Consider the following 25,811-nt stretch of genomic DNA (forward strand, 5'->3'; position numbering starts at 1 on the left):
GAGGGCCGTTCAGAGCACACTCGTGCTCCGAGCGGCCCTCAGTCGTGTGCGGGCTGAAAGGGGGAGTGGGGTCCGGGCCTGCTGGGCGACCGGCCCCCTCCGGCCTCGGTGCGGCTTGTCACCGAAAGACACCGGAAACGTGGAATCGGACAGGGCCGCCCAGCAGACCCCCGGTCCCTCTCCCGTCCCGCAGGCATCCAGGCGGCCCACAGAACGACGAAGGCCCGGCCTCCCGATACGGGAGGCCGGGCCTGCTGTTTCGCCCGTGAGCGTGCGGCTCAGGCTCAGGAGGACGATCCGGCCTTGGCCTCTTCCTCGGCTGCGTGCGCGCCGTGGTGGAGGTGGTGGCCGCTGTGCGGTTCGACGCCCTCGAAGGAGATGTTGTCCTTCGTGTACCAGCGGGCGAGGGCGGAGCGCATCCGGCCCTTGGCGCCGCGGGCCTCCGGGGCCTCGACTCCGTGCTCGTCCACGGCCTCGACGTCGATGCGCTCGACCGGGGCCTTGCTCTGCAGCACGTGCACGGTCTCCTCCGAGGACTCCTTGTGGACCTCGATGAACTCACCGCTGGGCAGCTGCTGGATGGTGCCGCTCTCGTAGCCGTGCTCCAGCGTCTCCCGGTCCTGGCGCTGCAGGCCCAGGCAGATGCGCTTGGTCGCGATGAACCCGATGATCGGCCCGAGGATGACGAAGATCCGGAAGAACCAGGTCGTCGCGTACAGGCTGATCGAGAACGTCTCCGAGAGGATGTCGTTCGAACCGGCGAGCCACAGCAGGCCGTAGAAGACGATCCCGGCGACGCCCACGCCGGTGCGGACCGGCGCGTTGCGCGGGCGGTCGGCCATGTTGTGGTGGCGCTTGTCGCCGGTGATCCACTGCTCGGCGAACGGCCACACCGCCAGGCCGCCGAAGATCAGACCCGGAATCACCAAGCCCGGGACCAGCACGCCGATCGGGACCGCGTACCCGAAGATGTTGAAGTCGAACCAGTTCGGGAAGATCCGCAGCGAGCCCTCCATGAAGCCCATGTACCAGTCGGGCTGCAGCCCGGAGGTGATGGACGTCGGCGTGAAGGGGCCGAACAGGTGGATCGGGTTGACCTGCACGAACGCGCTGAGCGCGACCATGATGGCGAAGACGAAGAAGAAGAACCCGCCCGCCTTGACGGCGAACCCGGGGAACATCGGCGTACCGACGACCTTCTTCTCCGACCGCCCCGTGCCGGGGTACTGCGTGTGCTTCTGGTGCCAGAGGATCATGAAGTGCGCCACGATCAGCGCCAGCAGGATCCCCGGGATCAGCAGGATGTGCAGCATGTACAGCCGCGTGATGATCTCCTCGCCGGGGAACTCCCCGCCGAAGAGGAACATGCTGACGTAGCTGCCGACCAGCGGCAGCGCCATGATCACGCCCTGCAGGATGCGGACACCCATGCCCGAGGGCAGGTCGTCCGGGAGCGAGTAGCCGAAGAGGCCCTCGAGCATCGCCAGGACGAAGATCGCCACACCGATCAGCCAGTTGATCTCGCGCGGCTTGCGGAACGCGCCGGTGAAGAACACCCGCAGCATGTGGATCACCAGCGAGGCGACGAAGATCAGCGCCGCCCAGTGGTGGATCTGCCGGACCAGGAACCCGCCGCGCACATCGAAGTCGATGTACAGCGTGGACGCGTAGGCCTCGCTCATCTGAACGCCGTTGAGGCGCTCGTAGGAGCCGTCGTAGATGACCTCCGCCATGCTCGGCTTGAACCAGAACGTCAGGAAGACACCGGTGATGAGCAGGATGATGAACGAGTACAGGGCGATCTCGCCCAGCATGAAGGACCAGTGGTTCGGGAAGACCTTGCGCAGGTTCTTCTCGCCGGTCTTCGACAGGTGGAAGCGGTCATCGATGAAGTTGCCGATGTTCCGCAGCGCCTTGGGCGCCTCTGGGGTCGTGCTCATCGACTATGCCTCCTTCTCCGCGTCCCAGAACGTCGGGCCGACGGCCTCGGGGAAGTCTCCGTCCGCCACCAGGTAGCCCTCGCTGTCCACGGTAAGCGGCAGCTGCGGCAGGGGCCGGTGGGCGGGGCCGAAAACGACCTTGGCGCCGTTGGCGGCGTCGAACGTCGACTGGTGGCACGGGCACAGGATGCGGTGCGTCCCCTGTTCGTACAGCGCCGCCGGGCAGCCGACGTGCGTGCAGATCTTGGAGTACGCGATGATCCCGTCCTGCGTCCAGTTGAGCTGCTTGTCCGACATGTCGGGGCCCCAGGCGTCCTCCGGCATCTTGATGAGCAGGACGACGGCCTTGGCCTTGTCGTTGAGGCTGATCCCGTGCGGGTGCTCCTCGCTGTGCTCGACGTAGGGCAGCGCCGTGATCATGCCGCCGGCCACGTTGAGGTCCGCGACCTTGATCTTGCGGTCGGTGCCCTCGACGACCATGTGCATGCCCTTTTCCCACAGGGTCTTGTGCAGCTTGTCGCCGGGGAGCGGCCCGGTGTCGCGCAGCATGACGATCGGGGCGAGTCCCAGCGGCGCCATCGCCAGCAGCAGGGTGCGGCGCATCAGGGGGCGCTTGAGGAACCCGCTCTCGTCGGCGCTCTTCATGAAGAACTCGCCGAACGACTTCTTCTCCTCCGGGGCGGAGGGCAGCTCGTCGTAGGGCGAGGACACCTCGTAGTGCGGCATCACGCGGCGCGCCCACACCGTCATACCGGCGCCGATGGCGAACAGGGCGAGGGCGAGCGTGCCGCCCAGGGCCATGTTCGAGTACTGGCCGATCTGCGGGTCGGCGATGGCCGGCTCGCCCGCGGCGTTGGGCGGCCAGGCGAAGTAGGCCACGAGGAAGCCGATGCCGGCGAGGAACGCGATGACGAACCACAGCGAGGCGACCTTCTCGCCCCTGCGCTGCTCCTCCTCGGAGTGCTTGTGCGTCTCCTCGGCGGGATAGGGCCCGGCGTGCTCGCGGTGCGGGTCCGCCGGACCGGCGACGATCGAGTCGCTGGAGGCGTCCGAAGGGGTGCCGATGACCCGGTCGTCGGCACCCGCTTCGTTCTCGGAGTTGGTGTTGTTATCAGTCATGGGCTCGCTGCTTCGCGGTGATCCAGATCGCGCAGGCGACGATCAGGGTGAGACCGACGGTCCAGCCGATGAAGCCTTCGGCGACCTGGCCGACGCGGTCGAGGTCGAAGATGCCGCCCGCGTTCGGCTCGGCCTGCAGGTTCTTCACGTAGGCGATCAGGTCCTGCTTCTCGGTCGGCATAACGGTCGTGTCGTTGAACACGGGCATCTGCCCGGGCCCGGTGAGCATGGCCTCATAGATCTGACGCGGCGAGGCGTCGTGGATCTCGGGCGCGTACTTGCCGCCGGTGAGCGCGCCGCCGCCCCCGGACCAGCTGTGGCAGTGCGCACAGTTGGTCAGGTACAGCTTCATGCCCGCTTCGGTGTCGTCGCCCCCCGAGATGTACTTCTCGTAGGCCTGCTCGTACTCCTCCTTGGCCGCCTCGTAGGCCTTCTCGTCGGAGAAGTCGGAGCGCTGCGGAGCGCTGCCCGGGACATCCGTCGGGATCTGCGGGCCGTCGCCGATCTCGGCCTTGTAGTAGGCGATGAGGTCCCGCAGCTCCGCGTCGGTGAGGGCCTGGGGCTTCCGGGGCATCTGCGCGTCCGGGTTCATGGACGGCATGCGCCCGGTGCTCACCTGGAAGTCGACCGCGGCCGCACCGGCATCGGTGATGTCCGGTGCGTTGCCGCTGCCGCCACCGGTCAGGCCGTGGCAGCTCGCACAGCTCTTGTTGAAGATCTCCTTGCCCCGTTCGGCGTCAGGCTGACCGCTGTCAGCCTTGTCGGCGGCAAGGGTCTGCGCCTGGGCCGTGTCAGTCCCGGTGGGCGCCACAAAGGCGTAGCCCAGACCGAAGAGGCCAAGCGCGAGTATGACGACGACATACCCCGCAAGGGGATGCCGTCGCCGCGCGGTAATCCATTTCACGGTTTCCCCGATTCGGGTTACTGAATGAAGTAGATGGTTGCGAACAAAGCGACCCAGACCACGTCGACGAAGTGCCAGTAGTAAGACACAACGATCGCGCTCGTGGCCTGCTGGTGGGTGAAGCGCTTCGCGGCGTACGTGCGTCCCAGCATGAGCAGGAACGCGATCAGCCCACCGATCACGTGGAGACCGTGGAAACCCGTGGTGAGGTAGAACATCGAGCCGTAGGCGCTGGACTGCAGGGTCAGTCCCTCGTGGACGAGCTCTCGGTACTCGTTCGCCTGGCCGAGTACGAAGACCAGGCCCATGAGGAACGAGATGAAGAACCACATACGGAGCTTCCGGACGTCACCGCGTTCGGCGGCCCAGACGCCGGCCTGTGCGGTGAAGCTGGAGGCCACCAGAATGATGGTGAAGACGAGGGCGTAGCCGACGTTCAGATGAACGGCCGGCCAGTCCCCGAGGTCGGGGTTGCCCTTGATCACCGATCGGATGGTGAAGTACATCGCGAACAGCGCTGCGAAGAACATGAGCTCGTTGGCCAACCACACGATGGTGCCAACGCTCACCAGGTCAGGTCGCTTAGCCGCACCATGCACTGGTGTCGGTCCTGTTGTTTGGTTCGCGGTTGCTGTCGCCACGTCAGCATTATTACGGCATCTCGCGCGAGGTGGTGCACGACCCCCCGTAACCCGTGTGATCGGCGCCGATCACGGTACCGGCCTGTGACGGGGGACGTCGCCGTTCCGCGACCTTCCTGTTACCGGACGCGGCGTGCGGCGACGGGGGTGGTGAGGGCCTCAGCCGGGTGCCGGTTGCCCCGTAGCGAGCGGGATTCACGGCGCTGAACTGCGCGTTCACGACCGGGTGGCGGTGGAAAGAAGGTATCGAATCGATATCGGGACGTCGCGCGGACGGGTCCTGGGCATGGCTCGCGGGGTGGCGCGGGTGGCATCCTGTCGTGTCGAAGGTCTCAAGGAACATAGGCTCGGCAGTGGTGGCGTAATCCTCCACACGGTTCAAAGGGACGGTTGAGCATGGCGAACGACACCCGCGACACCGCGGAGCACGGCCCGAAGATGCGGATCCTGGTCTACAGCAGCGATGCCAGCGCGCGCGAGCAGGTCCGACTGGCCATCGGCCGCCGTCCGGCCGCCGATGTCCCCAAGGTCGAGATCATCGAGTGCGCCACGTCCCCTGTCGCCCTCAAGCACCTGGAGGACAGCGGCATCGATGTCGCGATCCTCGACGGCGAGGCCGCCCCGGTCGGCGGCATGGGGCTGTGCCGCCAGATCAAGGACGAGATCTACCAGTCCCCGCCGGTGCTGCTGCTGATCGGCCGCCGCGACGACGGGTGGCTGGCGGCGTGGTCGCGCGCCGACAAGGCCGTCAGCCACCCGATCGACCCGGTGGCGCTGGCGGAATCGCTGGCCGAGCTGATGCGGGCGCGCGCCGCCCGCCTCGCGGCCCGCTAGGTAGGCTTGGTCACCGACCCCCGGGGTCCAGCGTCGGACCCCGGCACACCGGCGCCCGTCTCACGGGCGGCCCGGTCGTCAGACCCGCTGGTCCACGCACGGAAAGCCGCTTCGATGGTGCACTCCGTCGCCGCCGACGACTCGAACGGCGGCCTCTCACTCCGGTTCTTCAACGGTGCTTCGCACCACGGGGCCGACATCGCACGATGGCGATGGCTGCGCTGAACAGCCGATCCCATCCCCCCGGCCGCGTTCGCGCGGCCGACCGATGTCCGCACCCCACTGACCCAGAACCTGGAGGACGCCCCCGTGCGTACACGTGAGCGAACCTGGTCCGACCTGATCACCGCTCTGCTGGAGGGCGACTCCCTCTCCGCCGAGGAGACGGAGTGGGCCATGAACGAGATCATGGCGGGGTCGGCGACCGACGCCCAGATCGCCGGATTCGCCATCGCGCTGCGCGCCAAGGGCGCCACCGTGGAGGAGGTCACCGGCCTGGCGGGCGGCATGCTGGACAACGCCGTGCAGATCTCGGTCCCGGGCCGCACCGTGGACATCGTCGGCACGGGCGGCGACCGGGCGCACACCGTCAACGTCTCCACGATGGCGGCCATCGTCGCCGCCGCGGCGGGGGCGAAGGTGGTCAAGCACGGCAACCGCGCGGCGTCCTCGTCGTGCGGTACCGCCGATGTGCTGGAGCGGCTCGGCGTGGTGATCGACCTCCCGCCCGAGGCCACCGTGCGGGTGGCCGACGAGGCCGGGATCACCTTCTGCTTCGCCCCGCTGTTCCACCCCTCGCTGCGGTACGCCGCCAAGCCCCGCCGCGAGCTCGCGGTCCCCACGGTGTTCAACTTCCTCGGCCCGCTGACCAACCCGGCCCGCCCCGCGGCCGGGGCGATCGGCGTCTTCGACGAGAGCATGTGCGCGACCGTGGCCGGGGTGTTCGCCCGTCGCGGGGCGAGCGCGCTGGTCTTCCGCGGCGACGACGGCCTCGACGAGCTGACCACCACGACCACCTCGGGCGTGTGGGCGGTCCGCGACGGCGAGGTGCACCGGGAGACCCTGGACCCGACGGACCTCGGCATCCTGCGCGCGGAGCCCGACGCGCTGCGCGGCGGCGACGTGGAGTTCAACACGCGCGTGGTGCGCGAGACGATCGCCGGCCGCCACGGCCCGGTCCGCGACGCCGTGGTGCTCAACGCCGCCGCGGCGATCACGGCCGTCGACGGCCTCAGCGGGTCGCTGGTGGACGCGCTGCGGTCCGGCTGCGACTGGGCGGCCGAGGCGATCGACAGCGGTGCGGCGGCGACGCTGCTCGACCGGTGGGTCGAGGTCAGCCAGGCCTACGCCAAGGGCGTGTAGGCGCACCGGCTCCCAGCGACGACGGCGGCCCCGCGATCACCCGGTGATCGCGGGGCCGCCGTCATGTGCGCCGATCGGCTCGCCGGGGCGGTCCTCACAGCCCCAGCGAGAACGCGGACTCCAGGTCGTGCTGGGAGTAGGCGTGAAACGCGATGTGCGTGTCGGAGGAGCTGACGCCGGGGATCTTGTTCACCCGGCCGGGGATGACCTCGGCGAGTTCCTCGTGCTTGCGAACGCGGACGATGGCGATCAGGTCGATGCCGCCGGTCACGGAGTACACCTCGCTGACACCGTCGATCTCGGCGATCGCCTCGGCAACCTCCGGGATGCGGTCCACGTCGGCCTTGATCATGACGATCGCGGTGATCACTGCGTTCTCCTCCTGGCAGGTCTGTGGCACGGCCGCCGGCTGTGCCCGGTACACGTCCGATCAGTACACGTCTGACAGGCGCGTGCCGGAACGCCAGCGTATGCGGTGGATCAGCAGCCCGCCGATCACCCCGCCGATGAAGCCGTAGACGTGCGCGGCGTACGCCACATTGCCGCCATCGGCGCCGGGGAACAGCGAGACGCTGACGTAGAGAAAATACTGAATCACGAAGTAGGTGCCGACGAGCACCCACCCGGGGAGCCGTATCGGAAGGACGAACAGGGCCAGGAAGATGATCCGGCTGCGGCGCTGCACCAGCAGGTAGGCGCCCAGAACCCCGGAGACCGCCCCCGACGCGCCCACGAGCGGCATGTCGGCGTCCGGCGTCCCCAGCGCGTAGGCGTAGGTCGCGATGAGCCCGGTGACCGTGTACAGGCCCAGGTACCGCAGGCGGCCGAGGCGGTCTTCCACGACCGGGCCGAACACGAACAGGTACACCATGTTGCTCAGCAGGTGGATGGCGTCCCCGTGCAGGAACATCGCGGTGAACGCGGAGACCCAGGGGATCTTGGTGTAGTCGGCGCCGGAGCACTCGCCGGAGTAGGGGAGCTGCTGCCCGCTGAGCAGCTCGACCGGGATCGCCCCCCACTGCGCGACGTAGATGTCGATCGGGCAGAGCCGGGCCATGAGCGAGTCGCCGTACCAGAACGCGAGCATCGACATCGGGGAGAGCAGGTAGACGCTGACATTGGCGGCGATCAGCAGGTAGGTGACGGCGGGGACGCGGCGGACCCGGTAGTCGTCGCTGAGCGGGATGCCTGCCATCGGTCTCCTTCACGCTGCCCGTGAGCCTGTCCGCGCGATATCGGCCCCCGCCCCGCGCAGTCCGTTGATCTCGGGGATATCGACCGAATAATCGCCGACATTCGGTCGATATCCCCGACATCAACGGAGGAGACGGCGGAACTGGCGTGCCGCTGCGGCGCGCTCAGTCGTAGGCGCTGTCGCGCTGCCAGTCTGTCAGCTCATGGTGCTTTTCGGCACCATTGACCGGGCATGTCCAGGGGGAGGCCGCGTCGATCAGCCGGATGCCGGGTGAGCCGAGCCAGCGCAGCACGCACTCCATCTCGCCGGGGGTCGCCCGCGGGCTCGGGCCGGGGCCGGGGAACACGGTCTCGGCGGTGGCGACGAGCGCCTCGACGAAGGCGTGCGGGTCGGCCCCGCGCCGCATCATGCCGCTTCCGGCGAGCCGCCCGTACCTGACAACGTGCACCTCCCACGCCGTTCCCGTCGGCTGCGCGGCCACCAGCTGGGGTATGGCGGCCAGGGCGGCGAGGCGCTGGCTGCGCGCCGCCCCCGCCACGAACGCGGCCCGCCGGTCGCGGAACAGCGCGGCCTCCTCGTAGCGGAGATCAGTGGCGAGGCGGGCGATGTGCCCGCTCAGGGCCTCGACGACGGGCGTGGCGTCGTCGGTCATGGCGGTCGCCGCAGCGGCGGCGTGCGCGGCGTACTCCTGCGGGGATTCGCTCCCGTCGCACGGCGCACCGCAGCGTCCCAGCTGGGCCAGCACGCAGGCGCTGATCGGCCGGGACGGGGAGAAGCGGTGGGTGCACTGCCGCAGGGGGATGGCGTGGTGCAGCGCCTCGCGGGCCAGCTCGGCCTCGCGGGAGGAGCGGAAGGGACCGATGTAGGGCGCGTCGTCGTCGCGGACCGCCCGCACGACCGACAGCCGCGGGTAGGACTCCCGCGTCAGCTTGAGCCAGGCGGCCCGCCCGGGGTTGCGGGAGCGGCGGTTGTAGGGCGGCTTGCGTTCGGCGATGAGCCGGAGCTCGCGGACCTCCGCCTCCAGCGAGGTCGCGCAGACGATGGGGGTGACCCCTTCGACGAGGGAGATCATCTCCCGGATGCGCCCGCGCGTCTCGGCGGCGGTGAAGTAGGAGCGGACGCGCCGCCGCAGGTTCGAGCTCTTGCCGACGTAGAGCGTGTCGCCCTTGGCGTCGGTGAAGACGTACACGCCCGGTGCCTCGGGGACGTCGTCGGCGAGGTGGCGCTTGCGCCGCTGGGCGCTGGTGCGCGGGGTGCGGAAGTGCCGCAGCTCCTCCAGGGTGTCGATCTCGTGGGAGCCGAGGCGCTCCAGGAGCCCGTGGAGGACGCCGACGGTGGCGCGGGCGTCGTCGAGGGCGCGGTGCGTCGGCTGCTCGGCGGCGCCGAAGAACCCGGCGAGCGTACCGAGCTTGTGGTTGCGCACCTCGTCGCGGGTGACCAGTCGGCGGGCGAGGGGCAGGGTGTCGACGACGGTCGGATGGGGCCAGTCGTGGCCCTGGGCGCCGCACGCGGCCTTGAGGAACCCGACGTCGAACGGGGCGTTGTGCGCGACGAGCGCGGTGGCGTCGCCGTCCAGTGCGGCGAATTCGAGGAAGGCGGGCAGTGCCGCGTCCAGGTCCGGGGCGGTGGCGACCATGGCCTGGGTGATACCGGTCAGCAGGGTGATGTGCGGCGGGATCGGCATGCGGGGGTTGACCAGGGTGGCGAACTCGCCGAGCACCTCGCCGCCGCGCACCTTCACGGCGCCGATCTCGGTGATTCCGGCGCCGTCGGAGCGGGAGCCGGTGGTCTCCAGGTCGACGATCACGAAGGTCGTGTGCGCGAGGAGGGTGCCCACGTCGTCGATGGTGCCTTGGACGTGTGCGCCGGGTAGGGAAAGCCGCTGGTCTGCCACGCGGTCAGCCTAAGCGCCGGGGGTGACGGATCGTGGGTGCTGATTCCTCCCCAAGTGACCGATTGTGTCCGGTCCGCTCCTGGATCGATGCGGATCCGTCAAGATCATGACCTTCACTACGTGGAAAGATGGTGCGGGCCACGGGTGGGGGAACGTCGCCGGGGCGGTGCTGGAGGTCGCCGTGTTACCGGGCGGTTTCCTTGTGCACAAGGATCTAGGGTCGTGCCGTGAGTAGCAAAAGGAGGAAGAGGCCTTGAGTATTTCTGTCCCGTCCGATACTCAGCGCTGGCGGTGCGCCCAGTGCGGCAACCTGACCCGGTTCGACGTGACGCGCAGCGTGCGCTCGCGCGACTACCTGCACTTCGATCTCTCCGGCGCCTACGACGTCGAGGAGCGCGAGGTGCTCGCCGAGACCATCGAGCAGGTGCGCTGCCGCTGGTGCAATGCCGTGGACTCGGTGGAGGTCGTGGACCGCCCCGCGGGCGAGGCGGGACGCGTGGCGGGAAACGGCACGGAGCGCGCATGAGTCCCGATACCGCCCCGGACAACGGCGGCGAACCGGGCGAGCGGCCCGCGGGGGAGTCCCTGCGTCGGCCGCTGCCGGAGAGCGTCCGTTCACGGGTCATCGAGTACGGCTCCGATGTCCTCGGCGGCCTGAGAATGTCCCAGCTGCCTCCGGCGCTGCGCCGCGTGGCGAAGTTCGAGCCGCGCCGCCGCGCGCGCCTGGCCGGGCCGCAGATTGCCGCCCAGCTGGAGAGCGACGACGACTTCCGGTCGCAGGTCGCCGCGCGGGTGGAGCAGGTCTGGCCGGAGCTCGCCGAGGGGCTGCGCCAGGGTGTCGTCCCCCCGGCCGCCGACCCGGTCGCCGTGGCGGCGGCCGCCTACCTGATCCGCCCGGAGGGCTGGTCGGAGATCGTCGAGCGCATCCACGGGGAGCTGGAGCGCCAGGAGACGGCCAAGGAGGCCGACGAGGCGGCCGAGACCATCGCGGACCTGCGGCGCCAACTGGAGGAGGGCCGGGCCGAGCAGCGCGAGGAGCTCGCCCGGCTGCGCGCGCGGCTGCGCGAGCAGCGCAGCACCATCGCCGACCTGCGCCGCAAGATCCACGCGGAGCGCCAGCGCGCGAAGGAGGCGGTGGCAGGGGCCGAGCAGGCGATCGCGGAGGCGGCGGAACTCAGTTCCACGACGACCAACCAGGTCAATGCCGTGGAAGCGGAGAACCGCCGGTTGCGCAACCGCCTCGCCGCGGCCGAAGGACAGGTGGAGAACGCCCGCCGCGCCGCCCGCGCCGGGCGCAGCGCGGACGAGGCCCGGCTGCGCGTGCTGCTGGACGTGCTGCTGGACGCCTCCCACGGGCTGCGCCGGGAGCTCGCGCTGCCCACCTCCATCGAGAGCCCGGGCGACCTGGTCGCGGGGGAGCGGCACGAGCGGAGCATCGGCGTGCCCGGCCAGGGGCTGCCCGACGACGACCCCGGCCTGATCGACCAGCTGCTCACGCTGCCCCGCATCCACCTCCTCGTCGACGGCTACAACGTGACCAAGACGGGGTACGGCACGCTGCCGCTGGCCGACCAGCGCAGCCGCCTGCTCGCGTCCCTGGAGGGGCTGGCGACGCGGACCAAGGCGGAGATCACCTGCGTGTTCGACGGCGCCGACGTCGACGCCCCGCCCGCCCTCTCGGCGACGCGGCGGGTGCGGCTGCTGTTCAGCGAACCGGGGGAGACCGCCGACGAGCTCATCATCCGGCTGGTCCGGGCCGAGCCCGCCGGGCGGCCCCTGGCCGTGGTGACCTCCGACAAGGAGATCATCGCCGCGGTCCGGCGCGAGGGAGCGCGGACGGTGGCCTCCGCCGTCCTCCTGCGGCGCCTGGAGTCCTAAGACACAGTGCGGCGATATGCGGCGCTTCGCCGCCGTTGGCGATGGCCCGAGACGGGCTTGTTATCGGCTGGGGGATGCGGGCCTGTGCAGGGGTGATGTTGGTGGGATCACGGCGCGGGCCGTTACTCCCTCGTTGTTGTGGTTGAGGTGAGACCCGAGGTCCGCTAGGTTCTACCCGGAGCTTGACCGGCTTCCCGCTATAAGGCCAGAGCTGTATCTGGAACGGTCCCGGGCCGGCTCGGCCCAGGCTTCCCCCAGCCTCGTCGCGGGAGGCTCCCGACCTCGGGGAGAGCGGTCGCGCTGCCGTGTCCGTCCCGTGTAGGCGACGCATGCTGACCGGGGTCCCCGATCCCCGGGCCCGGCGGCGCCGCAGGCGGACGCCGACCCTCAGCCCCCCGTCCCCGTACGCGGACTTGAACCAAAGGAGCAGAGACCGCCATGGCGAACAAAGATGGTGGTCGGCCGACGGCGCGCCGGATCGCGACCGGCCTCGGCGTCGTTGTCGCCGGTGGCCTGATCGCGCCCACTGGGGTCGCCTACGCCGACCCCGAGCCCTCCAAGGAGGACGTCGAGAAGAATCTCGACGAACTCAACAAGGAGGCCGACAAGGTCGTCCAGGATTACAACCAGGCGAACTCCGACTACAAGGCGGCCAAGAAGAAGGCCGACGAGCTCAAGGAGCAGGTCGGCGACGAAGAGGACAAGTACAACGAGCTGCGCGACGAGGTCGCCGACTTCGCCAGCGCGGCCTACAAGTCCAACGACCTGGACGCCACCACGACCATCCTCGCCGCCGAGAGTCCCGAGGAACTCCTCGAGCAGAGCGATGACATCGACTACCTCTCCAAGACGCAGAAGGCCAAGCTCGACGAGTTCGGCGACTCCTCCGAGCGCCTCTTCAAGCTGAAGGACGAGGCCGACGACGCCCTGTCCAAGGCGAAGAAGGCGAAGAAGGAGGCCAAGGAGAAGAAGGACGAGGTCGAGGAGAAGATCCAGAAGCAGAAGGACCTCCTCGCCCAGTTCCCCGACGCCGAGGACTCCGCGCCGGAGGGCTCGTCGGCCTCCGGCGGCAGCTACACCGGAAGTGCCAGCGGCAACGCCCGCGCGGCGCTCGACTTCGCCTACGCGCAGCTCGGCAAGCCCTACGTCTACGGCTCCGCCGGCCCGAACAGCTACGACTGCTCCGGCCTCGTCATGCGCTCCTGGGGCAACGGTGGCGTCAGCCTGCCGCGCACCACCTACGGCCAGGCCGAGGCGGGGCAGCGGGTCTCCCGCGACCAGCTGCAGCCGGGCGACATCCTCTTCTTCAGCGACCTCGGCCACGACGGTCTGTACGTCGGCGGCGGCAAGATGATCCACGCCCCGCGTACCGGGAAGAACGTCGAGGTCGTGCCGCTGGCCGGGTACTGGGACGGCCAGTTCATGTACGGCGTGCGCCCGTAGCACCGACCGGGCTCACCGAACGGCGCCCCCTCCGGCGCCTGTCGCCTTCGGCCCGCCGATCGCCCACGGGTGCCGGTGTGCATCGTCACGTTCTACCGGCCGCCGAGCAACCTTTTGCCCTGGTCCTCGTACACGCGAGGACCAGGGCTTTTGTGCTTCCCTGCGGTATCGGCGGCTACGTATCGGACATAACGGCCTAACCGCAAACCGGCCTCATTGGTAACGAATCGGTTGAGATGGGGTCGTTGATGCACTAGTGTCCTCGCCGAGTGAGGTCGTAGACCACGCCATCATCCGGATGGCGGCGACCGGCTTCCGCCCCACTCCGCGCACAACACACCTCCTGACCCTCGAGGCGCGGAGACCGGAAGGGCCCCGGCCCGGCGCGAGATCCCGACGCGCCGCCGGAGAGAGCCCCGGGTGAATCAGTGACCGGCGTACCGCCGGGCCCTGACGGGCTCCCCCTGCCCGAACCCCTGTGGACGTACCGGTGGGCGGTCTGGAGAAAGGTGTGCCCCCAGCGTGGATGAACTCCAAGAACGTCGCTCGTATCGCCGTCACCTCGCGGTGGTCGGCTTCATCGCCGCCGGCGCCCTGCTGACCTCCTCCGGTGTCGCCTTCGCCGACCCCACCGCGGACGAGGTCAAGGACAAGATCGAGAAGCTCGAAAAGGAGTACTCAGAGCTCGCCGACAAGTACAACCAGGCCAAAGAGAGCCACGACGCCGCGAAGAAGAAGCTCGACGACCTGGAGTCCAAGCGCGACAACGCGGAGGACAAGCTCGACGATCTACAGAGCGACGTGCGCAAGCTGGCGACCTCGGCCTACACCGGGGTCGACTACGGGTCGCCCGCGTACCTGATGGGCGCTGACGGCCCCGAGGACGCCCTGCAGCAGGCGGCGGACCTCGGCTACCTCTCCAAGAGCCAGAAGGCGAGCCTCGACAAGTACGTCAAGCAGCGGGACAAGCTCGACGACCTGGAGTCCGAGGCGGAGTCCACCGAGAAGAAGGCCAAGAAGAAGCTCAAGGAAGCCAAGGACTCCAAGAGCAAGGCCGAGAAGAAGATCGACAAGCAGCAGGACATTCTTGACGATCTGAGCGCGGAGGAGCGCGCCCAGGCCACCGCCGGTGTCAACGGCGGGTCGGGCAACGGCGGCGGATCCTCCTCCTCGTCCGGTTCCTCCGGTGGCGGGGGCGGCTCCTACAACGGCTCGGCCTCCGGCAACGCTCGGACCGCCCTGAACTTCATCTACGGCCAGATCGGCGACTCCTACAGCCTGGGCGCCAACGGCCCCGACGTGTGGGACTGCTCCAGCCTGGTCCAGGCCGCATGGAGACAGGCCGGGGTGAGCCTCCCCCGGACCACCTACGACCAGGTCAACGCCGGAACCCGGGTCTCCTGGGACAACATGCAGCCGGGCGACCTGATCTTCTTCTACAGCGGCCCCGGCCACGTCGGCATGTACGTCGGCAACGGCAAGATGGTGCACGCCTCCAACCCGTCCAAGCCGGTCGCCGAGGTCACCCTCAACAGCTACTACCGGAACAACTTCACCGCCGCCGTGCGGCCCTGATCCCCGCTCCGGCGCGGCCCGACCAGGCGCCGGACACGAGACCGCCCGCCCGGCGACCAGGTCGCCGGGCGGGCGGTGGGCGTTTCAGGGGCGGCCCTGCCGCTTTCCTCCTCGCCTCTCCGTTGATCTCGGAGATACTGGGGTTCCGGCGGCGATTTTTCCCCCAATATCTCCGAGATCAACGGAGAGGCGGTGACGTCGGTGGTGAAAGGTCAGGAGCTCGTGTAGAGCTCCTCGATCTCGTTCTCGTACTGCTTGGTGACGACGTGCCGCTTCACCTTCAGCGACGCCGTCATCTGGCCGCCTTCCTCGGAGAAGTCCTCGGGCAGGATCTTGAACCTGCGCACCGACTCCGCGCGCGACACCGCCTGGTTGGCGTCGTCCACGGCCTCCTGTACCGCGGCGACCAGGGCGGGGTCGTCGATCAGGTCCGCGACCTCGCCGGTGCGGTCGTTCTGCTGCTTCCAGAACTCGAAGGCCTCGGGGTCGATGGTGACCAGCGCGGAGACGAAGTTGCGGTTGTCCCCGATCACCAGGCACTGGCTGACGATGGCGTGGCCGCGGATGCGGTCCTCGATCACCGCCGGGGCGACGTTCTTGCCGCCGGCCGTCACGATGATCTCCTTCTTCCGCCCGGTGATGCTGAGGTAGCCGTCGTCATCCAGCGCGCCCAGGTCGCCGGTGCGGTAGAAGCCTTCCTTGCCGAACGCGTCGGCGGTGGCCTTCTCGTTGTTCCAGTAGCCGCGCATGACGTGGTCGCCCTTGCACAGCACCTCGCCGTCGTCGTCGATCTTGATGGTGACGCCGGGGAACGGCGGGCCGACCGTGCCGATCTTGTTCTTGCTCGGCGTGTTCACCGCGGTGGGGGCGGAGGTCTCGGTCAGCCCGTAGCCCTCGATGATCGTCAGACCCACCCCGCGGAAGAAGTGGCCGAGGCGGTCGCCCAGCGCGGAGCCGCCGGAGACCGCGTACTGCGCCTGCCCGCCCAGGCGGGCCAGGATCTTGCCGTAGACGAGCTTGCCGAACAGGGCGTGCTTGATCTTCAGGCCCATGGGAACGCGGCCGGAGTCGAGCGCCTTGCTGTAGTCGATGGCGGTGGCCGCCGCGGCACCGAAGACCTTGCCCTTGCCCTCGGCGGTGGCCTTCTGCTCGGCCTTGTTGAACACCTTCTCGAAGACCCGCGGCACGGCCAGCAGGAAGGTCGGCTTGAAGACACCGAGCTGGTCGATGAGTTCGGGGCCGGTGGTCGGGAAGTGGCCGAGGATGGTCTTGGACTCGATGCAGCCGATCTGGATGATCCGCGCGAAGGAGTGGGCCAGGGGGAGGAAGAGCAGGGTCGAGCGCCCCTCCAGGGTGAAGACCTCCTCCAGCGGCCCCTCGATCACGTTCATGATGGTGAAGAGCAGGTTGCGGTGGGTCAGCTCGCAGCCCTTGGGGCGCCCGGTGGTGCCCGAGGTGTAGATGAGCGTGGCGAGCTCGTCGACGTCGCCGGCGGTGCGCCGCTGTTCGAGGACGTCGTCCTCCACCTCGGAGCCCGACGCGATGAGGTCGGCCAGACCGCCGTCGTCGATCTTCCACGTGTGGGCGAGCTCCGCGAGGTTCGTCTGCACGGACTTGACCCGCTCGGCGTGGTCCTCGGTCTCGACGAAGACGGCTTTGGCGCCGGAGTCGCCGAGGATCCACTCGACCTGCTCTGCCGAGGAGGTCTCGTAGATCGGGACGGTCACGGCGCCGACTGACCAGACGGCGTAGTCGATGCTGGTCCACTCGTAGCGCGTCCGCGACATCAGGCCGACGCGGTCGCCGTGCTCGATGCCGGCGGCGATGAGTGCTTTGGCGATGGCCGCGACGTCGTCGCGGAACTCCTGGCAGGTCACGTCCCGCCACTGGCCAGCTTCCTGGACTCGGAGCGCGACGGAGGCGGGCTCATTGGTGGCGCGGGCGAAGACCGTATCTGGCATCCGCGCCTGCGACGAGATCTCGACCTTCACAGGACGGCTGTATTCGCGCACGTTATCGCTCCTGGACGTACAAGGCCTGTTAGGGGACGTGACGACGGTAACAACTTAAGCTACTAGCCGGTAGAACGCGTTCTCGTTCGGTATCCGAAAGAGACGTTATGTTGATGAAAACGGTCCCATACCCTGCGGCGATGCCCGCCGCGCGGCTCACTCGCCGCTCCGCCCGGCGCGCAGGATCTTGACCCTAGCGTTGATCTTGCTCCCGCAACAGCGTCGACCGCCGATTCGGCCATAGATGGGGGGAATCGGGCGCAGTGGCGCGGAACGGAGGATCCCGGAACCGGCCCGGGGTCACGGGAGTCCCTGAACCGCCTCCGGGTTTACCCCGGTTTATCCGGCGGGAAGGGCCATCGTCCGACCGGCGCGGATAACGTGGCGTTCACGACAGGAGAAACAGGGGCTGGACGACCATGGCTGAGCCGAACCGTGACACGGGTTCACAGGACATCATCGATGACGCGCTGCGACTGGTGGACGCCCTGCAGCGCAAACTCATCATCGCGGGCGTGCGCCGCGGGGTGTCGAGCGTGACCTCCCCGCCGCCGCCCAAGGACGACGTATGGGGGGAGGCCATCCGGCTGGAGCAGCCGCCGGAGGAGGAGCCGCTCGACCGGCTGGCCGGGATCGTGCGCACCGCGGCACCGGAGGTTGTCGGGCACCTCGGCAAGGCCGGGGCCGCGCTGTTCGGCGCGCTGGGCGAGACCTGGGACGTGGTCGAGAAGTCGCTGGAGAAGCAGCGTGCCGATCGCGAGCGCCAGGAGCAGGAGCGCCCCGAGCGCGAGAGCGACGACCAGGAGAGCGCCGAGGCCGCGGCGGACAGCGGCGCGCAGAAGAACGGCGAGCCCTCCGCGGCGGACGGCGGGCCGGAGCTCCCGGCGAGCGAGGAGCGTGAGCGGCCCCGTCCCACCGAGACGACGACGTAACCAAATGGTCCATACCAGTGTGAGATTGTGGTGCCAGCGCACGCGGAGCGACGGGCCGCGGTGCGCGTGCCCTCCCTCGACACGTGAATGACCGGAAAAGGAGCCGTCCATGCGGTTGACGATCGGTGTGGACATCGGCGGTACCAAGGTCGCCGCCGGAATGGTCGACCCCGATGGGCGGATCCTCGGCGACGTCGTGCGCTACCCGACCCCGACGAACGACAGTGAGGCACTCGCCGACGTCATCGGGCGGGTCGTCGTGGAGCTGCGCGAACGGCACACCGGTCACGACATCGCGGCCGTGGGCGTGGGCATCGCCGGATTCGTCGACGAGGACCGCGCCAGGATCGTCCTCGCCGCCAACCTGGGACTGTCCGACGACCCCATCACGGAGCGGATCCGGCGGCGGATCGACCTGCCGGTCGTCGTCGAGAACGACGCCAACGCCGCCGCCTGGGCCGAGGCCCGCTTCGGTGCCGGGCGCGGGAGCGACCACGTCGTCCTGGTGACCCTGGGAACCGGGGTCGGCGGGGGCATCGTCATGGACGGCCGGCTCCAGCGCGGCCGCTACGGCGTCGCCGCCGAAGTCGGCCACTACCGGATGGTCCGCCACGGTCGCCGCTGCGGCTGCGGCAACAACGGCTGCTGGGAGCAGTACGCCAGCGGACGCGCCCTGGTCGCCGAGGCCCAGGACCTCGCCACAACCGATCCCGTGCGCGCCGCCTACCTCCTCAAACTGGCCGAGGGCGACATCTCCCGGATCCGGGGACCCGAGATCACCCAGGCGGCCCTGGAAGGCGACGAGGGCGCGCTGGAGTGCTTCCGCGCCGTGGGCGAGTGGGTCGGCCTCGGCCTGGCTGACCTGGCCGCCATCCTTGACCCTGAGTGCTTCGTCGTCGGCGGCGGGGTATCCGAGGCCGGGGACATCCTCCTCGAACCGGCGCGAGCATCGTTCAAGAAGCACGTGACAGGCCGCGCCACCCGCCGCCTCGCCGATATCCGCACCGCCGAACTCGGCCCCCAGGCGGGCATCGTCGGCGCCGCCGACCTCGCGCGGAGGTAGCCCCCGGTTTGCTGCCGGTTGTTCCGACAGCTCCAGCGACCACCGGGCGGGACGGGGGGTCTGCTGGGCGGCCTTGTCGGCGCTCATCCCGTCCGGTGTTCTGTGGTGAAAAGCGGCACCGAGGCCGGAGGGGGTCGGGCGCGCCGGTCCTCCGGCGGGTGCAGCCTGGTTCGGCGCGCTGTGGCGGCCCCCACCGCCGGGCGCCTTCCTGGTTGGGCGGGGCGGCACCGACGGCGGGTGGGGCGCCGGGTATGCCCGGCTTGCCATGGTCTGTGCGGGGTGGATCCGTTGATCTCGGGGATATCGACCGAATGTCGGCGATTATTCGGTCGATATCCCCGAGATCAACGGAGGCGTGGACATAACGGGCACACAGAGAGCGCTTTCCCGCCCTGGGCCGCCCGCCCCACCTGGCGGTCGGTGCCGCCTTCCCCCCGGGAGGTGACCGGCGGTGCGGGCCGACGCCGCTGGCCCCCGGATCCGCTCCACCCGTCAGAGGACCGGCGCGCCCGACCCCCTCCGGCCTCGGTGCCGCTTTTCACCACAGAACACCGGACGGGATGAGCGCCGACAAGGCCGCACAGCAGACCTTGGGCTCATGGTGTCTCGATCTCCGCGAGGACGGGGCGGTGGTCGCTGGCCGCGGCTAGATCGGCGGGCGGCACCAGATCGACCGGCACTCCGGTTCCGCAGACGGTCAGCTCTCGGGAGACGAAGACGCCGTCGATACGTGCCCGCGGCTGTCGTGCCGGGAACGTCAGCTTTTCCCCGCGCGGAGCCTCCGCCCCGGTGTCGCACAGCTCGCTCGCCAGCAGCCGCCACGCCGGACCGTCCGGTGTGCAGTTGATGTCCCCGGCCAGGACCGCGGGGGCGCAGTGGCGTGCGGCCGTGGCGGTAAGGTGCGCCAGGACCTCCTGTGCGTGTCTGCTGCGCGCGTGGTCGTCGAGATCCAGGTGCGTGCAGCCGACGACCACGAGGCGTCCACCCACGTCGAGCACGGCCAGCGACAGCGCCCGGCGGTGCAGTCGGGGATAGCGGCGCAGCAGCCGGTGCTCGGCATGCAGCACGCGGACCGCCGGTCGGATGAGAATCGCGAGTCCGCCCGCGCGCCGGTTCACCGCCGCGACCAGACCACACCCGCGGGCCAGGGCCCGTCGCCGCCATCGCCAGCCCAGGAGCCGGGGCGCCTCCTGCAGGCAGACGACATCGGGTTCACAGGCCGCGATGGCCCGCCCGACCGCCTTCGCGTCGTCACGCAACGCCCGCACGTTGTAACTGAGGACCCGGAGCGTCATGGCTCCTACCTACCCGGCCGCGCGGCCGGGTGACGGTCGGATCGGGATACATCGAGCCCCCGGTGGCCAGGTTCGAACCCGGCCACCGGGGGCTCGGAGCTATGTCCTCGGACGGATCGGAACGGCTCCGCCCGGACGGCCGCCCGCTGGGACGCGATGCGGTCTAGGCGGCAGTGCCCGGGGTGTCCGGCTTGACCGCCTTCGGCGTCGACGACTCGCGTGCGGACTCCTGCGCCTCGGCCTGCGCCTTGGCCTTCTTCTCCTTCTCGGCCTTCTTGGCCGCCTTGCGCTCGGCACGCTCGGCCTTGCGCTGGGCGCGGCGTTCGGCGCGTTCGGCCTTCTTCCGCTCGCGCTCGGTGGCGTGCTGCTCCTTGCGCTCCTCCTTGGCGGCGGCCTCCAGCTCGGTCTTGACCGACTGCGCGTAGCGGTCGACGTACTCCTGGCCGGAAAGCTCCATGAGCGCGTACATGATCTCGTCGGTGACGGCCCGCAGCACCCGCGGGTCCTTCTCCATGCCGTAGTAGCGGGAGAAGTCCAGGGGCTTGCCGAACTTCACCTTGGGGCGGATACCCAGCTTCGGGATGGTGCGGCCGGGCGGCATGATCTTGTCGACATTGATCATCGCCATGGGGATGACCGGCGCCTTGGACTCCAGCACGATCCGGGCCACGCCGGTGCGTCCGCGGTACAGCTTGCCGTCGGGGGAGCGGGTGCCCTCGGGGTAGATGCCGAGCAGATGGCCCTGCTTGAGCACCTTCAGGCCGGTGCGCAGCGCGGCCTCACTGGCCTTGCCGCCGGACCGGTCGATCGGGATCTGCCCCACGCCGCTGAAGAAGAGGCGGCTGATGAGGCCCTTCGGGCCGGTGCCGGTGAAGTACTCGGCCTTCGCCAGGAAGGTGATCTTGCGCGGCAGCGGCAGCGGGCCGAAGAAGTGGTCGGAGAAGGACAGGTGGTTGCCGACCAGGACCGCAGGGCCGTACCTGGGCACGTGCTCCACCCCTTCGGCGCGCGGTTGCCACAGCACCGCCAGCACCGGACCCAGGACCGCCTTGACAATCCAGTAGAACACCGAGTTTCACCCCCGCACCCGCGGGGAGCGTCCGACCTGCTTCGCCACGTTCGCCTTCCCGCATTCACGAACAATCGACGTTATCTTCGCATCGCTTGGGACCGACTACCAATGTCGGAGTAAGTTACCCACAAGTAGGAGAGAAACGTCCCGATCCATCCCGCTATGCAACCATCTCACGTGGCAGGACCGCTCCTACCGGGGCGGCGGGGTTCCGGGCGCCCGGCCCCTGGGTTAGTTTCATAGACCTGATACCTGATCCGCCGCACGGCCGAGACGAGGAAGTCAAGGAGATCCCATGTCACTACTGCCCGGCGCCGAACCGTACCACCGCGGTGGCGGGGGTGTCGGCGTGCTGTTGTGCCACGGGTTCACCGGGACGCCGCAGGCGATGCGGCCCTGGGGGGAGTACCTCGCCGGCGCAGGGCTGACGGTGGACGTGCCCCGCCTGCCCGGACACGGGACGACCTGGCAGGACATGGCGACGACGACTAGCGACGACTGGCTTGGCGTGGTCGAGGAGGCGCTGGTCAAGCTGCACGCCGAGTGCACGCGGGTCTTCGTCATGGGGATGTCCATGGGCGGCTGCCTGGCGCTCCGGCTCGCCGAGCTCCACCCGGACAAGGTAAGCGGTGTGGTCGTGGTCAACCCCTCCCTCGCCCTGGAGGACTGGAAGCTGTTCGTCGCGCCCTACATCAAGCGGCTCATCCCCACGACCCCGGGCATCGCCTCCGACATCAAGAAGCCCGGCGCCGTGGAGATCGGCTACGACGACATCCCCACGGCCGCCGCCGCGACCCTGCCGAAGCTGTGGCGCGCCACCCGCCGCGGCATGTCCAGGCTCACCGCGCCGGTTCTCGTCTACCGGAGTCACGAAGACCATGTCGTTGGACCGAAGAGTCTGCGTATCCTCACGAGTGAGGCGGTGAACGCTCAACTGACCGTGCACGCGTTGGAAAACAGCTACCACGTCGCGACCCTGGACAACGACGCCGAGACCATCTTCGAGGGAAGCCTCGCGTTCGTGCGCGAACACGGCGGAAGCGGGGAAGGAATGGACCGATGACGCAACGCCGGGGGAACGGCCTGCTCGCGGACACCTACGTTCCGCTGATCCTGCTGCCTCCGGCCACGGCCGACCGCATGCTCGACGCGTTGCGTCGCTCCGGCATCGCCGCCTACGCCCTGCCGCTCGACGACGAGGTGCAGGCGACCGCGGCCATCGCCGTCGAGGACCCGCCCACCGACCACCTGTACGTCGACGCCGAGGAGCGCGAGGCGGCCGCCGCGATCCTCCGCCGTGAGCTCCCGGAGCTGGGGGAGCGCGCGCTCGGCGGCGGCGCGGCCGAGACGGCGGCCGAAGCCGCGGGAGCGCAGCCCCGCGCGCCGGATACGCCCGGTGCGGAGACCGCGGACGACCCCGAGACCGATACTCCGGCGTCATCGAGCGAGAGCGCGCGCTCTGACCCAGGGGCCGCCGATTCCACCGCCTCCCCCGCTTCTTCGCCGTCCTCCTCGGACGCCGACGACGCGGACGTCTGGGCCGACCTGGTGGCGCGCTTCTACGAGAGCGGCGGCCCCCCGGCCGGCGACATCCACTGGCCCGACGCGGAGAACCTCAGCGTCCGCGAACCGGCCGACCGCCCCGACGACACGGCCGACCGGCCGAGCGGCGACGGCGACCCCTCCGGTATCGGCGACGGCCCCGTGGCCGAGGGCGTCGACAGCGACGGGGGCGGCGCGGGACGCCGTTACGGGCGCGGCGACGACTCCGACCCCACCGACCACTACGTGCCACCGCCCCCGCCGCCCTTTCCCCGAGGCGACCTGACCAGCCGCCTGTCCTGGGGCGGTCTGTTCGGCGGCCCGCTGCTGCTGCTCGGATCGATGCTCCTGGGCATCCGGCTCCCGGGGTGGCTCGCCTTCTGCGCCGTCGCCGCCTTCATCGCGGGATTCGTCGTCCTCGTCGTCCGGATGAGCGACCGCCCCTCCGGTGGAAACGGACCGGACGACGGAGCCGTAGTCTGACGCCGTGACCTTCCGGCCGCCGAGGATCCCCCGCTCCCTGCCCTCGCTGCCCTCCCCGTCGACCTTCCCGACGTCCGGGCGCACGACCCCGGCCATGGGCTACGAGGCGCCGATCTGGCGTGCCATCAGCGCCTTCCGCATCGCGTCCCTCCTCTACGCTCTGGTACTCATCGTGCAGCACCACGCGCTGCTGGCGCGCCCGTGGCTGGCGTGGACGGTGTTCGCGACGATGGTCGCCTGGACGGCCGTGGCCGGATACGCCTACGCCGTCGATCAGCACCGGCACTGGCGCCTGGTGCTCGTCGACCTCGCCGTCACCTTCGCCTGCCAGGCCGCCACCATGTTCGCCGCCTCGCCCGGCTACCTCCGCATGGCGCCCCCACTCACCGCGACGTGGTTCGGTGGCGCCGCCTTGGCCGCCGCTGTGATCGGCGGGCGGCGCTGGGCGCTCATCATCCCGGTGGGCTACGGCATCGTCGACATCACCGTCCGGGTCAAGCTCGGGCTCGACATCACGGCGGCGACACCGCGCGGAATGGTGCTGCTCATCCTCGCCGGGTTCGCCGTCGGCTACATGACCCACATCGCGCAGGCGGCGGAACGGCGCTTCGCCGCTGCCGTGGAGCTGGAGGCGCGGACGCGGGAGCGCGAGCGGCTCGCCCGGTCCATCCACGATTCCGTGCTGCAGGTGCTGGCCATCGTCCAGCGGCGCGGCACGGAGCTGGGCGGTGAGGCGGCCGACCTCGGGCGGCTCGCGGGCGAGCAGGAGGCCAAGCTCCGCGCCCTGATCGGCGTGCAGGCGCAGGCCGAACGGACCCCGGTGGACGCGGCGGCGGACGTGTCGGCCGCGGACGCGGAGGAGGGCCGGGCCGACCTCAGCGCCCGGCTCGGCGTCCTGGCCTGCGCGCGTGTCACCGTCTCCGCGCCGGCGCTACCAGTGCCGCTGGCACAGCACGCGGTGGACGAGGTCGACGCCGCCGTCCAGGCGGCCCTGGCCAACGTCGAGCGGCACTGCCCCGCGGAGACGCGGGTCTGGCTGCTGGTCGAGGACGAGGAGGACACCGTCACCGTGACGGTCCGCGACGACGGTCCCGGCATGGACGAGAGCCGAATCGCCGAGGCCGCCTCCGACGGCCGTCTCGGCATCGCCCAGTCCATCCAGGGCCGCATCCGCGACCTCGGCGGGGAGACCGCGATCTTCACCGCTCCGGGGGAGGGGACCGAAGTCGAGATGCGCGTGCCGCGATGAACCCGCTGCCCTGAAGCTCGAGCAGCCCGGCGATCAGCGGAACGGTCCACCAGACCTGGTAGAGGAATACGGAGCCGGTGCTGCTCCACGGCAGCGACCCCAGGGCCGCGCCGATCAGCACGCCGATATAGGCGGCATGCCACCCGCGGGAAATCGACGGAACCGTGGGAATGGCGCGCCGGAGTAGGCCGAATGCGAGGAGGGCGACCCCGAGGCCCCACACGGTCAGAAAGATCCGGTGCTGGACGGGGTCGATGGTGGCAATCGCGGAAATGGGCAGGTCCCATCCGGTGCGAAACAGGAATGCGCCGGTCACCAGTACGGCTCCGGCGGTCGCGGCGATGGCCGGGTTGGGAGAACGCGCGGGTGGCAGCGCTGTTCTCGGGCCGGTGGGGTGCTGGTCCATGCCTGCTCCGGGCGGTGCGGTGGGTGTCTGATCCGCACCGAGATTAGAGCGTGGTATTTCCGAAGTCAACGACGTTGAGTTTCACGGAGAAAATGCCGTGGTCGCGGTCGGCGCCGCCCGGTCGGTGGAACATTGAATTACCACCCCCGCTTATGCCATGAATGGCGGGATCCGGGCCCGCAGAGCGATCATGATTTCGGGTGTGTGTCGCCGTTTGTCGCTATTTCCCCGGTGGCGGCGGGAAGAGGGGCATCATGACATCGTCGACGATTCCGGTGACCACCTCGTCGGGGATCGGCGCACCATTGAAGAGGAAGTGGTAGCGCAGCAACGCCAGACCGGCCTCCAACCGGCGCTCGGTGAGCGCGGCGGGGTCGACCTCGTCGCGATCGACGGCCTGGGACACGACGTCGTACATCATCCGCATGGTCCGACCGCCGGAGTACTCGCGCACCTCGGCCATCCGGCCCGGCGAGGCCAGCATGTCGCCGAGCAGGCCACGCAACGCCTCGCCCATCGGCCCCGCGAGCACGCGGGAGGTCTCGGTGAGGACGGTGACGAAGTCCCCCCGCAGGCTTCCCGTGTTCGGCGGGGTGGCGTAGGTCGACAGGGCATGGTGGGCGGCGTCCAGGACCAGCTCGGCCCGGCCGGGCCACCGGCGGTACAGCGAGGCCTTGCTCGCCTGGGCGCGTTCGGCGACCCCCTCCATCGTGAACCGCGCGTATCCGACCTCCGTCAGCTCGTCGAGCGCGGCCCGGAGGATGGCCGCGTTCAGGGCCGCCCCGCGTCTGCGCGGCAGCTTGCGGTGGTCCATCACCGGCTCCTCCGGGGTTCCGGTGGCGGCGTCGTTCGACACGGCGGACATGACCCTTTCTCTGTTTCTCTGCGCGGCTGAGTTCGGTCGCCGATGACCGGATGACTCGGCTGACGGCGTGCGGGCGTCGGCGGGTGGCAGGTGACCACCTGCCACCC

General features: G+C 69.7%; 23 protein-coding genes. 11 read left to right on the forward strand and 12 right to left on the reverse strand.

The features are described 5' to 3' along the window. Positions 1-284 precede the first annotated feature (284 nt). From qcrB to ctaE, 4 genes are read right to left on the reverse strand one after another with little or no spacing between them, the layout of a single operon-like run. Positions 285-1,940, reverse strand: coding sequence for a cytochrome bc1 complex cytochrome b subunit (qcrB, locus tag CDO52_RS11480; protein WP_017617106.1), 1,656 nt, complete (start codon positions 1,938-1,940; stop codon positions 285-287). 3 nt (positions 1,941-1,943) lie between these two features. Beyond that, entirely contained in the window at positions 1,944-3,059 is a 1,116-nt protein-coding gene (gene qcrA, locus CDO52_RS11485) for a cytochrome bc1 complex Rieske iron-sulfur subunit (RefSeq protein WP_017617105.1), read from the reverse strand. Next, the gene (gene qcrC / locus CDO52_RS11490; protein ID WP_017617104.1) at positions 3,052-3,963 is read right to left on the reverse strand and encodes a cytochrome bc1 complex diheme cytochrome c subunit; all 912 of its coding nucleotides are present in this window, start codon (positions 3,961-3,963) and stop codon (positions 3,052-3,054) included. Before qcrC ends, qcrA begins: the two co-directional genes overlap by 8 nt. Before the next feature lie 17 nt (positions 3,964-3,980). Further along, positions 3,981-4,604 carry an aa3-type cytochrome oxidase subunit III gene (gene ctaE, locus CDO52_RS11495; protein WP_193373641.1) on the reverse strand — a complete coding sequence of 208 codons (624 nt, stop codon included), beginning with the start codon at positions 4,602-4,604 and terminating at the stop codon, positions 3,981-3,983. Between the two features lie 396 nt (positions 4,605-5,000). Between ctaE and CDO52_RS11500 the strand changes: the two genes are divergently transcribed. Both CDO52_RS11500 and trpD read left to right on the forward strand, forming a co-directional pair. Next, positions 5,001-5,438, forward strand: coding sequence for a DNA-binding transcriptional response regulator (locus CDO52_RS11500; RefSeq protein ID WP_017617102.1), 438 nt, complete (start codon positions 5,001-5,003; stop codon positions 5,436-5,438). A gap of 309 nt (positions 5,439-5,747) precedes the next feature. Beyond that, positions 5,748-6,800: an anthranilate phosphoribosyltransferase gene (gene trpD / locus CDO52_RS11505; protein WP_232524443.1), complete on the forward strand. Its 1,053-nt coding sequence runs from the start codon at positions 5,748-5,750 to the stop codon at positions 6,798-6,800. A 94-nt stretch (positions 6,801-6,894) separates the two neighbouring features. Here trpD and CDO52_RS11510 read toward each other — a convergent pair whose 3' ends face one another. From CDO52_RS11510 to CDO52_RS11520, 3 genes are all read right to left on the reverse strand, one after another. After that, positions 6,895-7,170: an Lrp/AsnC family transcriptional regulator gene (locus tag CDO52_RS11510; protein ID WP_017617098.1), complete on the reverse strand. Its 276-nt coding sequence runs from the start codon at positions 7,168-7,170 to the stop codon at positions 6,895-6,897. A gap of 60 nt (positions 7,171-7,230) precedes the next feature. Further along, positions 7,231-7,995, reverse strand: coding sequence for a rhomboid family intramembrane serine protease (locus CDO52_RS11515; protein ID WP_017617097.1), 765 nt, complete (start codon positions 7,993-7,995; stop codon positions 7,231-7,233). Positions 7,996-8,158: 163 nt separating this feature from the next. Continuing rightward, positions 8,159-9,889 (reverse strand): DEDD exonuclease domain-containing protein, encoded by a 1,731-nt coding sequence (locus tag CDO52_RS11520; RefSeq protein ID WP_094932375.1) that lies wholly within the window; start codon positions 9,887-9,889, stop codon positions 8,159-8,161. 253 nt (positions 9,890-10,142) lie between these two features. Here CDO52_RS11520 and CDO52_RS11525 point away from each other — a divergent pair, with 253 nt between their 5' ends. The 4 genes from CDO52_RS11525 (at position 10,143) to CDO52_RS11540 (ending at position 14,785) form a co-directional block, all read left to right on the forward strand. Beyond that, entirely contained in the window at positions 10,143-10,415 is a 273-nt protein-coding gene (locus CDO52_RS11525; RefSeq protein ID WP_017617095.1) for a hypothetical protein, read from the forward strand. Then, positions 10,412-11,767 carry an NYN domain-containing protein gene (locus tag CDO52_RS11530; protein WP_094932376.1) on the forward strand — a complete coding sequence of 452 codons (1,356 nt, stop codon included), beginning with the start codon at positions 10,412-10,414 and terminating at the stop codon, positions 11,765-11,767. Before CDO52_RS11525 ends, CDO52_RS11530 begins: the two co-directional genes overlap by 4 nt. A 438-nt stretch (positions 11,768-12,205) precedes the next feature. Further along, positions 12,206-13,210: a C40 family peptidase gene (locus tag CDO52_RS11535; RefSeq protein ID WP_017617093.1), complete on the forward strand. Its 1,005-nt coding sequence runs from the start codon at positions 12,206-12,208 to the stop codon at positions 13,208-13,210. Positions 13,211-13,732: 522 nt separating this feature from the next. Continuing rightward, positions 13,733-14,785, forward strand: a complete 1,053-nt coding sequence (locus CDO52_RS11540) for a C40 family peptidase (RefSeq protein WP_033299219.1) — start codon at positions 13,733-13,735, stop codon at positions 14,783-14,785. 212 nt (positions 14,786-14,997) lie between these two features. On the opposite strand, the gene CDO52_RS11545 is transcribed toward CDO52_RS11540, so the two are convergent. After that, on the reverse strand, positions 14,998-16,797 hold the full coding sequence (locus CDO52_RS11545) for an AMP-dependent synthetase/ligase (protein WP_026125479.1): 1,800 nt from the start codon (positions 16,795-16,797) through the stop codon (positions 14,998-15,000). Between the two features lie 419 nt (positions 16,798-17,216). Between CDO52_RS11545 and CDO52_RS11550 the strand changes: the two genes are divergently transcribed. Next, positions 17,217-17,729, forward strand: a complete 513-nt coding sequence (locus CDO52_RS11550; protein ID WP_017617090.1) for a hypothetical protein — start codon at positions 17,217-17,219, stop codon at positions 17,727-17,729. Between the two features lie 109 nt (positions 17,730-17,838). Further along, positions 17,839-18,792 (forward strand): ROK family glucokinase, encoded by a 954-nt coding sequence (locus tag CDO52_RS11555; RefSeq protein ID WP_017617089.1) that lies wholly within the window; start codon positions 17,839-17,841, stop codon positions 18,790-18,792. 596 nt (positions 18,793-19,388) lie between these two features. On the opposite strand, the gene CDO52_RS11560 is transcribed toward CDO52_RS11555, so the two are convergent. After that, positions 19,389-20,087: an endonuclease/exonuclease/phosphatase family protein gene (locus tag CDO52_RS11560; protein WP_017617088.1), complete on the reverse strand. Its 699-nt coding sequence runs from the start codon at positions 20,085-20,087 to the stop codon at positions 19,389-19,391. A 163-nt stretch (positions 20,088-20,250) separates the two neighbouring features. Beyond that, the gene (locus CDO52_RS11565; protein ID WP_017617087.1) at positions 20,251-21,156 is read right to left on the reverse strand and encodes a lysophospholipid acyltransferase family protein; all 906 of its coding nucleotides are present in this window, start codon (positions 21,154-21,156) and stop codon (positions 20,251-20,253) included. A gap of 298 nt (positions 21,157-21,454) precedes the next feature. Here CDO52_RS11565 and CDO52_RS11570 point away from each other — a divergent pair, with 298 nt between their 5' ends. From CDO52_RS11570 to macS, 3 genes are read left to right on the forward strand one after another with little or no spacing between them, the layout of a single operon-like run. After that, positions 21,455-22,222: an alpha/beta hydrolase gene (locus CDO52_RS11570; RefSeq protein ID WP_017617086.1), complete on the forward strand. Its 768-nt coding sequence runs from the start codon at positions 21,455-21,457 to the stop codon at positions 22,220-22,222. Beyond that, on the forward strand, positions 22,219-23,184 hold the full coding sequence (locus CDO52_RS11575; protein ID WP_017617085.1) for a hypothetical protein: 966 nt from the start codon (positions 22,219-22,221) through the stop codon (positions 23,182-23,184). The genes CDO52_RS11570 and CDO52_RS11575 overlap by 4 nt, the downstream gene beginning before the upstream one ends. A gap of 4 nt (positions 23,185-23,188) precedes the next feature. Then, entirely contained in the window at positions 23,189-24,433 is a 1,245-nt protein-coding gene (gene macS, locus CDO52_RS11580) for a MacS family sensor histidine kinase (RefSeq protein WP_017617084.1), read from the forward strand. On the opposite strand, the gene CDO52_RS11585 is transcribed toward macS, so the two are convergent. Both CDO52_RS11585 and CDO52_RS11590 read right to left on the reverse strand, forming a co-directional pair. Continuing rightward, positions 24,384-24,839, reverse strand: coding sequence for a hypothetical protein (locus CDO52_RS11585; RefSeq protein WP_017617083.1), 456 nt, complete (start codon positions 24,837-24,839; stop codon positions 24,384-24,386). The two genes, macS and CDO52_RS11585, sit on opposite strands and share 50 nt — an antisense overlap. Positions 24,840-25,059: 220 nt before the next feature. Then, positions 25,060-25,704, reverse strand: a complete 645-nt coding sequence (locus CDO52_RS11590; RefSeq protein ID WP_017617081.1) for a TetR/AcrR family transcriptional regulator — start codon at positions 25,702-25,704, stop codon at positions 25,060-25,062. Positions 25,705-25,811 lie beyond the last annotated feature (107 nt).

Origin of the sequence: Nocardiopsis gilva YIM 90087 (assembly GCF_002263495.1) — a bacterium.
Taxonomy (GTDB): domain Bacteria; phylum Actinomycetota; class Actinomycetes; order Streptosporangiales; family Streptosporangiaceae; genus Nocardiopsis_C; species Nocardiopsis_C gilva.

Bases quoted from the DNA above. Each gene is read 5' to 3' on its own strand.
- CDO52_RS11535 (WP_017617093.1), top strand. From the start codon at position 12,206: ATGGCGAACAAAGATGGTGGTCGGCCGACGGCGCGCCGGATCGCGACC.
- CDO52_RS11515 (WP_017617097.1), bottom strand. From the start codon at position 7,995: ATGGCAGGCATCCCGCTCAGCGACGACTACCGGGTCCGCCGCGTCCCC.
- CDO52_RS11570 (WP_017617086.1), top strand. From the start codon at position 21,455: ATGTCACTACTGCCCGGCGCCGAACCGTACCACCGCGGTGGCGGGGGT.
- CDO52_RS11590 (WP_017617081.1), bottom strand. From the start codon at position 25,704: ATGTCCGCCGTGTCGAACGACGCCGCCACCGGAACCCCGGAGGAGCCG.
- qcrB (WP_017617106.1), bottom strand. From the start codon at position 1,940: ATGAGCACGACCCCAGAGGCGCCCAAGGCGCTGCGGAACATCGGCAAC.
- CDO52_RS11560 (WP_017617088.1), bottom strand. From the start codon at position 20,087: ATGACGCTCCGGGTCCTCAGTTACAACGTGCGGGCGTTGCGTGACGAC.
- CDO52_RS11530 (WP_094932376.1), top strand. From the start codon at position 10,412: ATGAGTCCCGATACCGCCCCGGACAACGGCGGCGAACCGGGCGAGCGG.
- CDO52_RS11500 (WP_017617102.1), top strand. From the start codon at position 5,001: ATGGCGAACGACACCCGCGACACCGCGGAGCACGGCCCGAAGATGCGG.
- qcrA (WP_017617105.1), bottom strand. From the start codon at position 3,059: ATGACTGATAACAACACCAACTCCGAGAACGAAGCGGGTGCCGACGAC.
- CDO52_RS11555 (WP_017617089.1), top strand. From the start codon at position 17,839: ATGCGGTTGACGATCGGTGTGGACATCGGCGGTACCAAGGTCGCCGCC.
- CDO52_RS11575 (WP_017617085.1), top strand. From the start codon at position 22,219: ATGACGCAACGCCGGGGGAACGGCCTGCTCGCGGACACCTACGTTCCG.
- CDO52_RS11550 (WP_017617090.1), top strand. From the start codon at position 17,217: ATGGCTGAGCCGAACCGTGACACGGGTTCACAGGACATCATCGATGAC.
- CDO52_RS11585 (WP_017617083.1), bottom strand. From the start codon at position 24,839: ATGGACCAGCACCCCACCGGCCCGAGAACAGCGCTGCCACCCGCGCGT.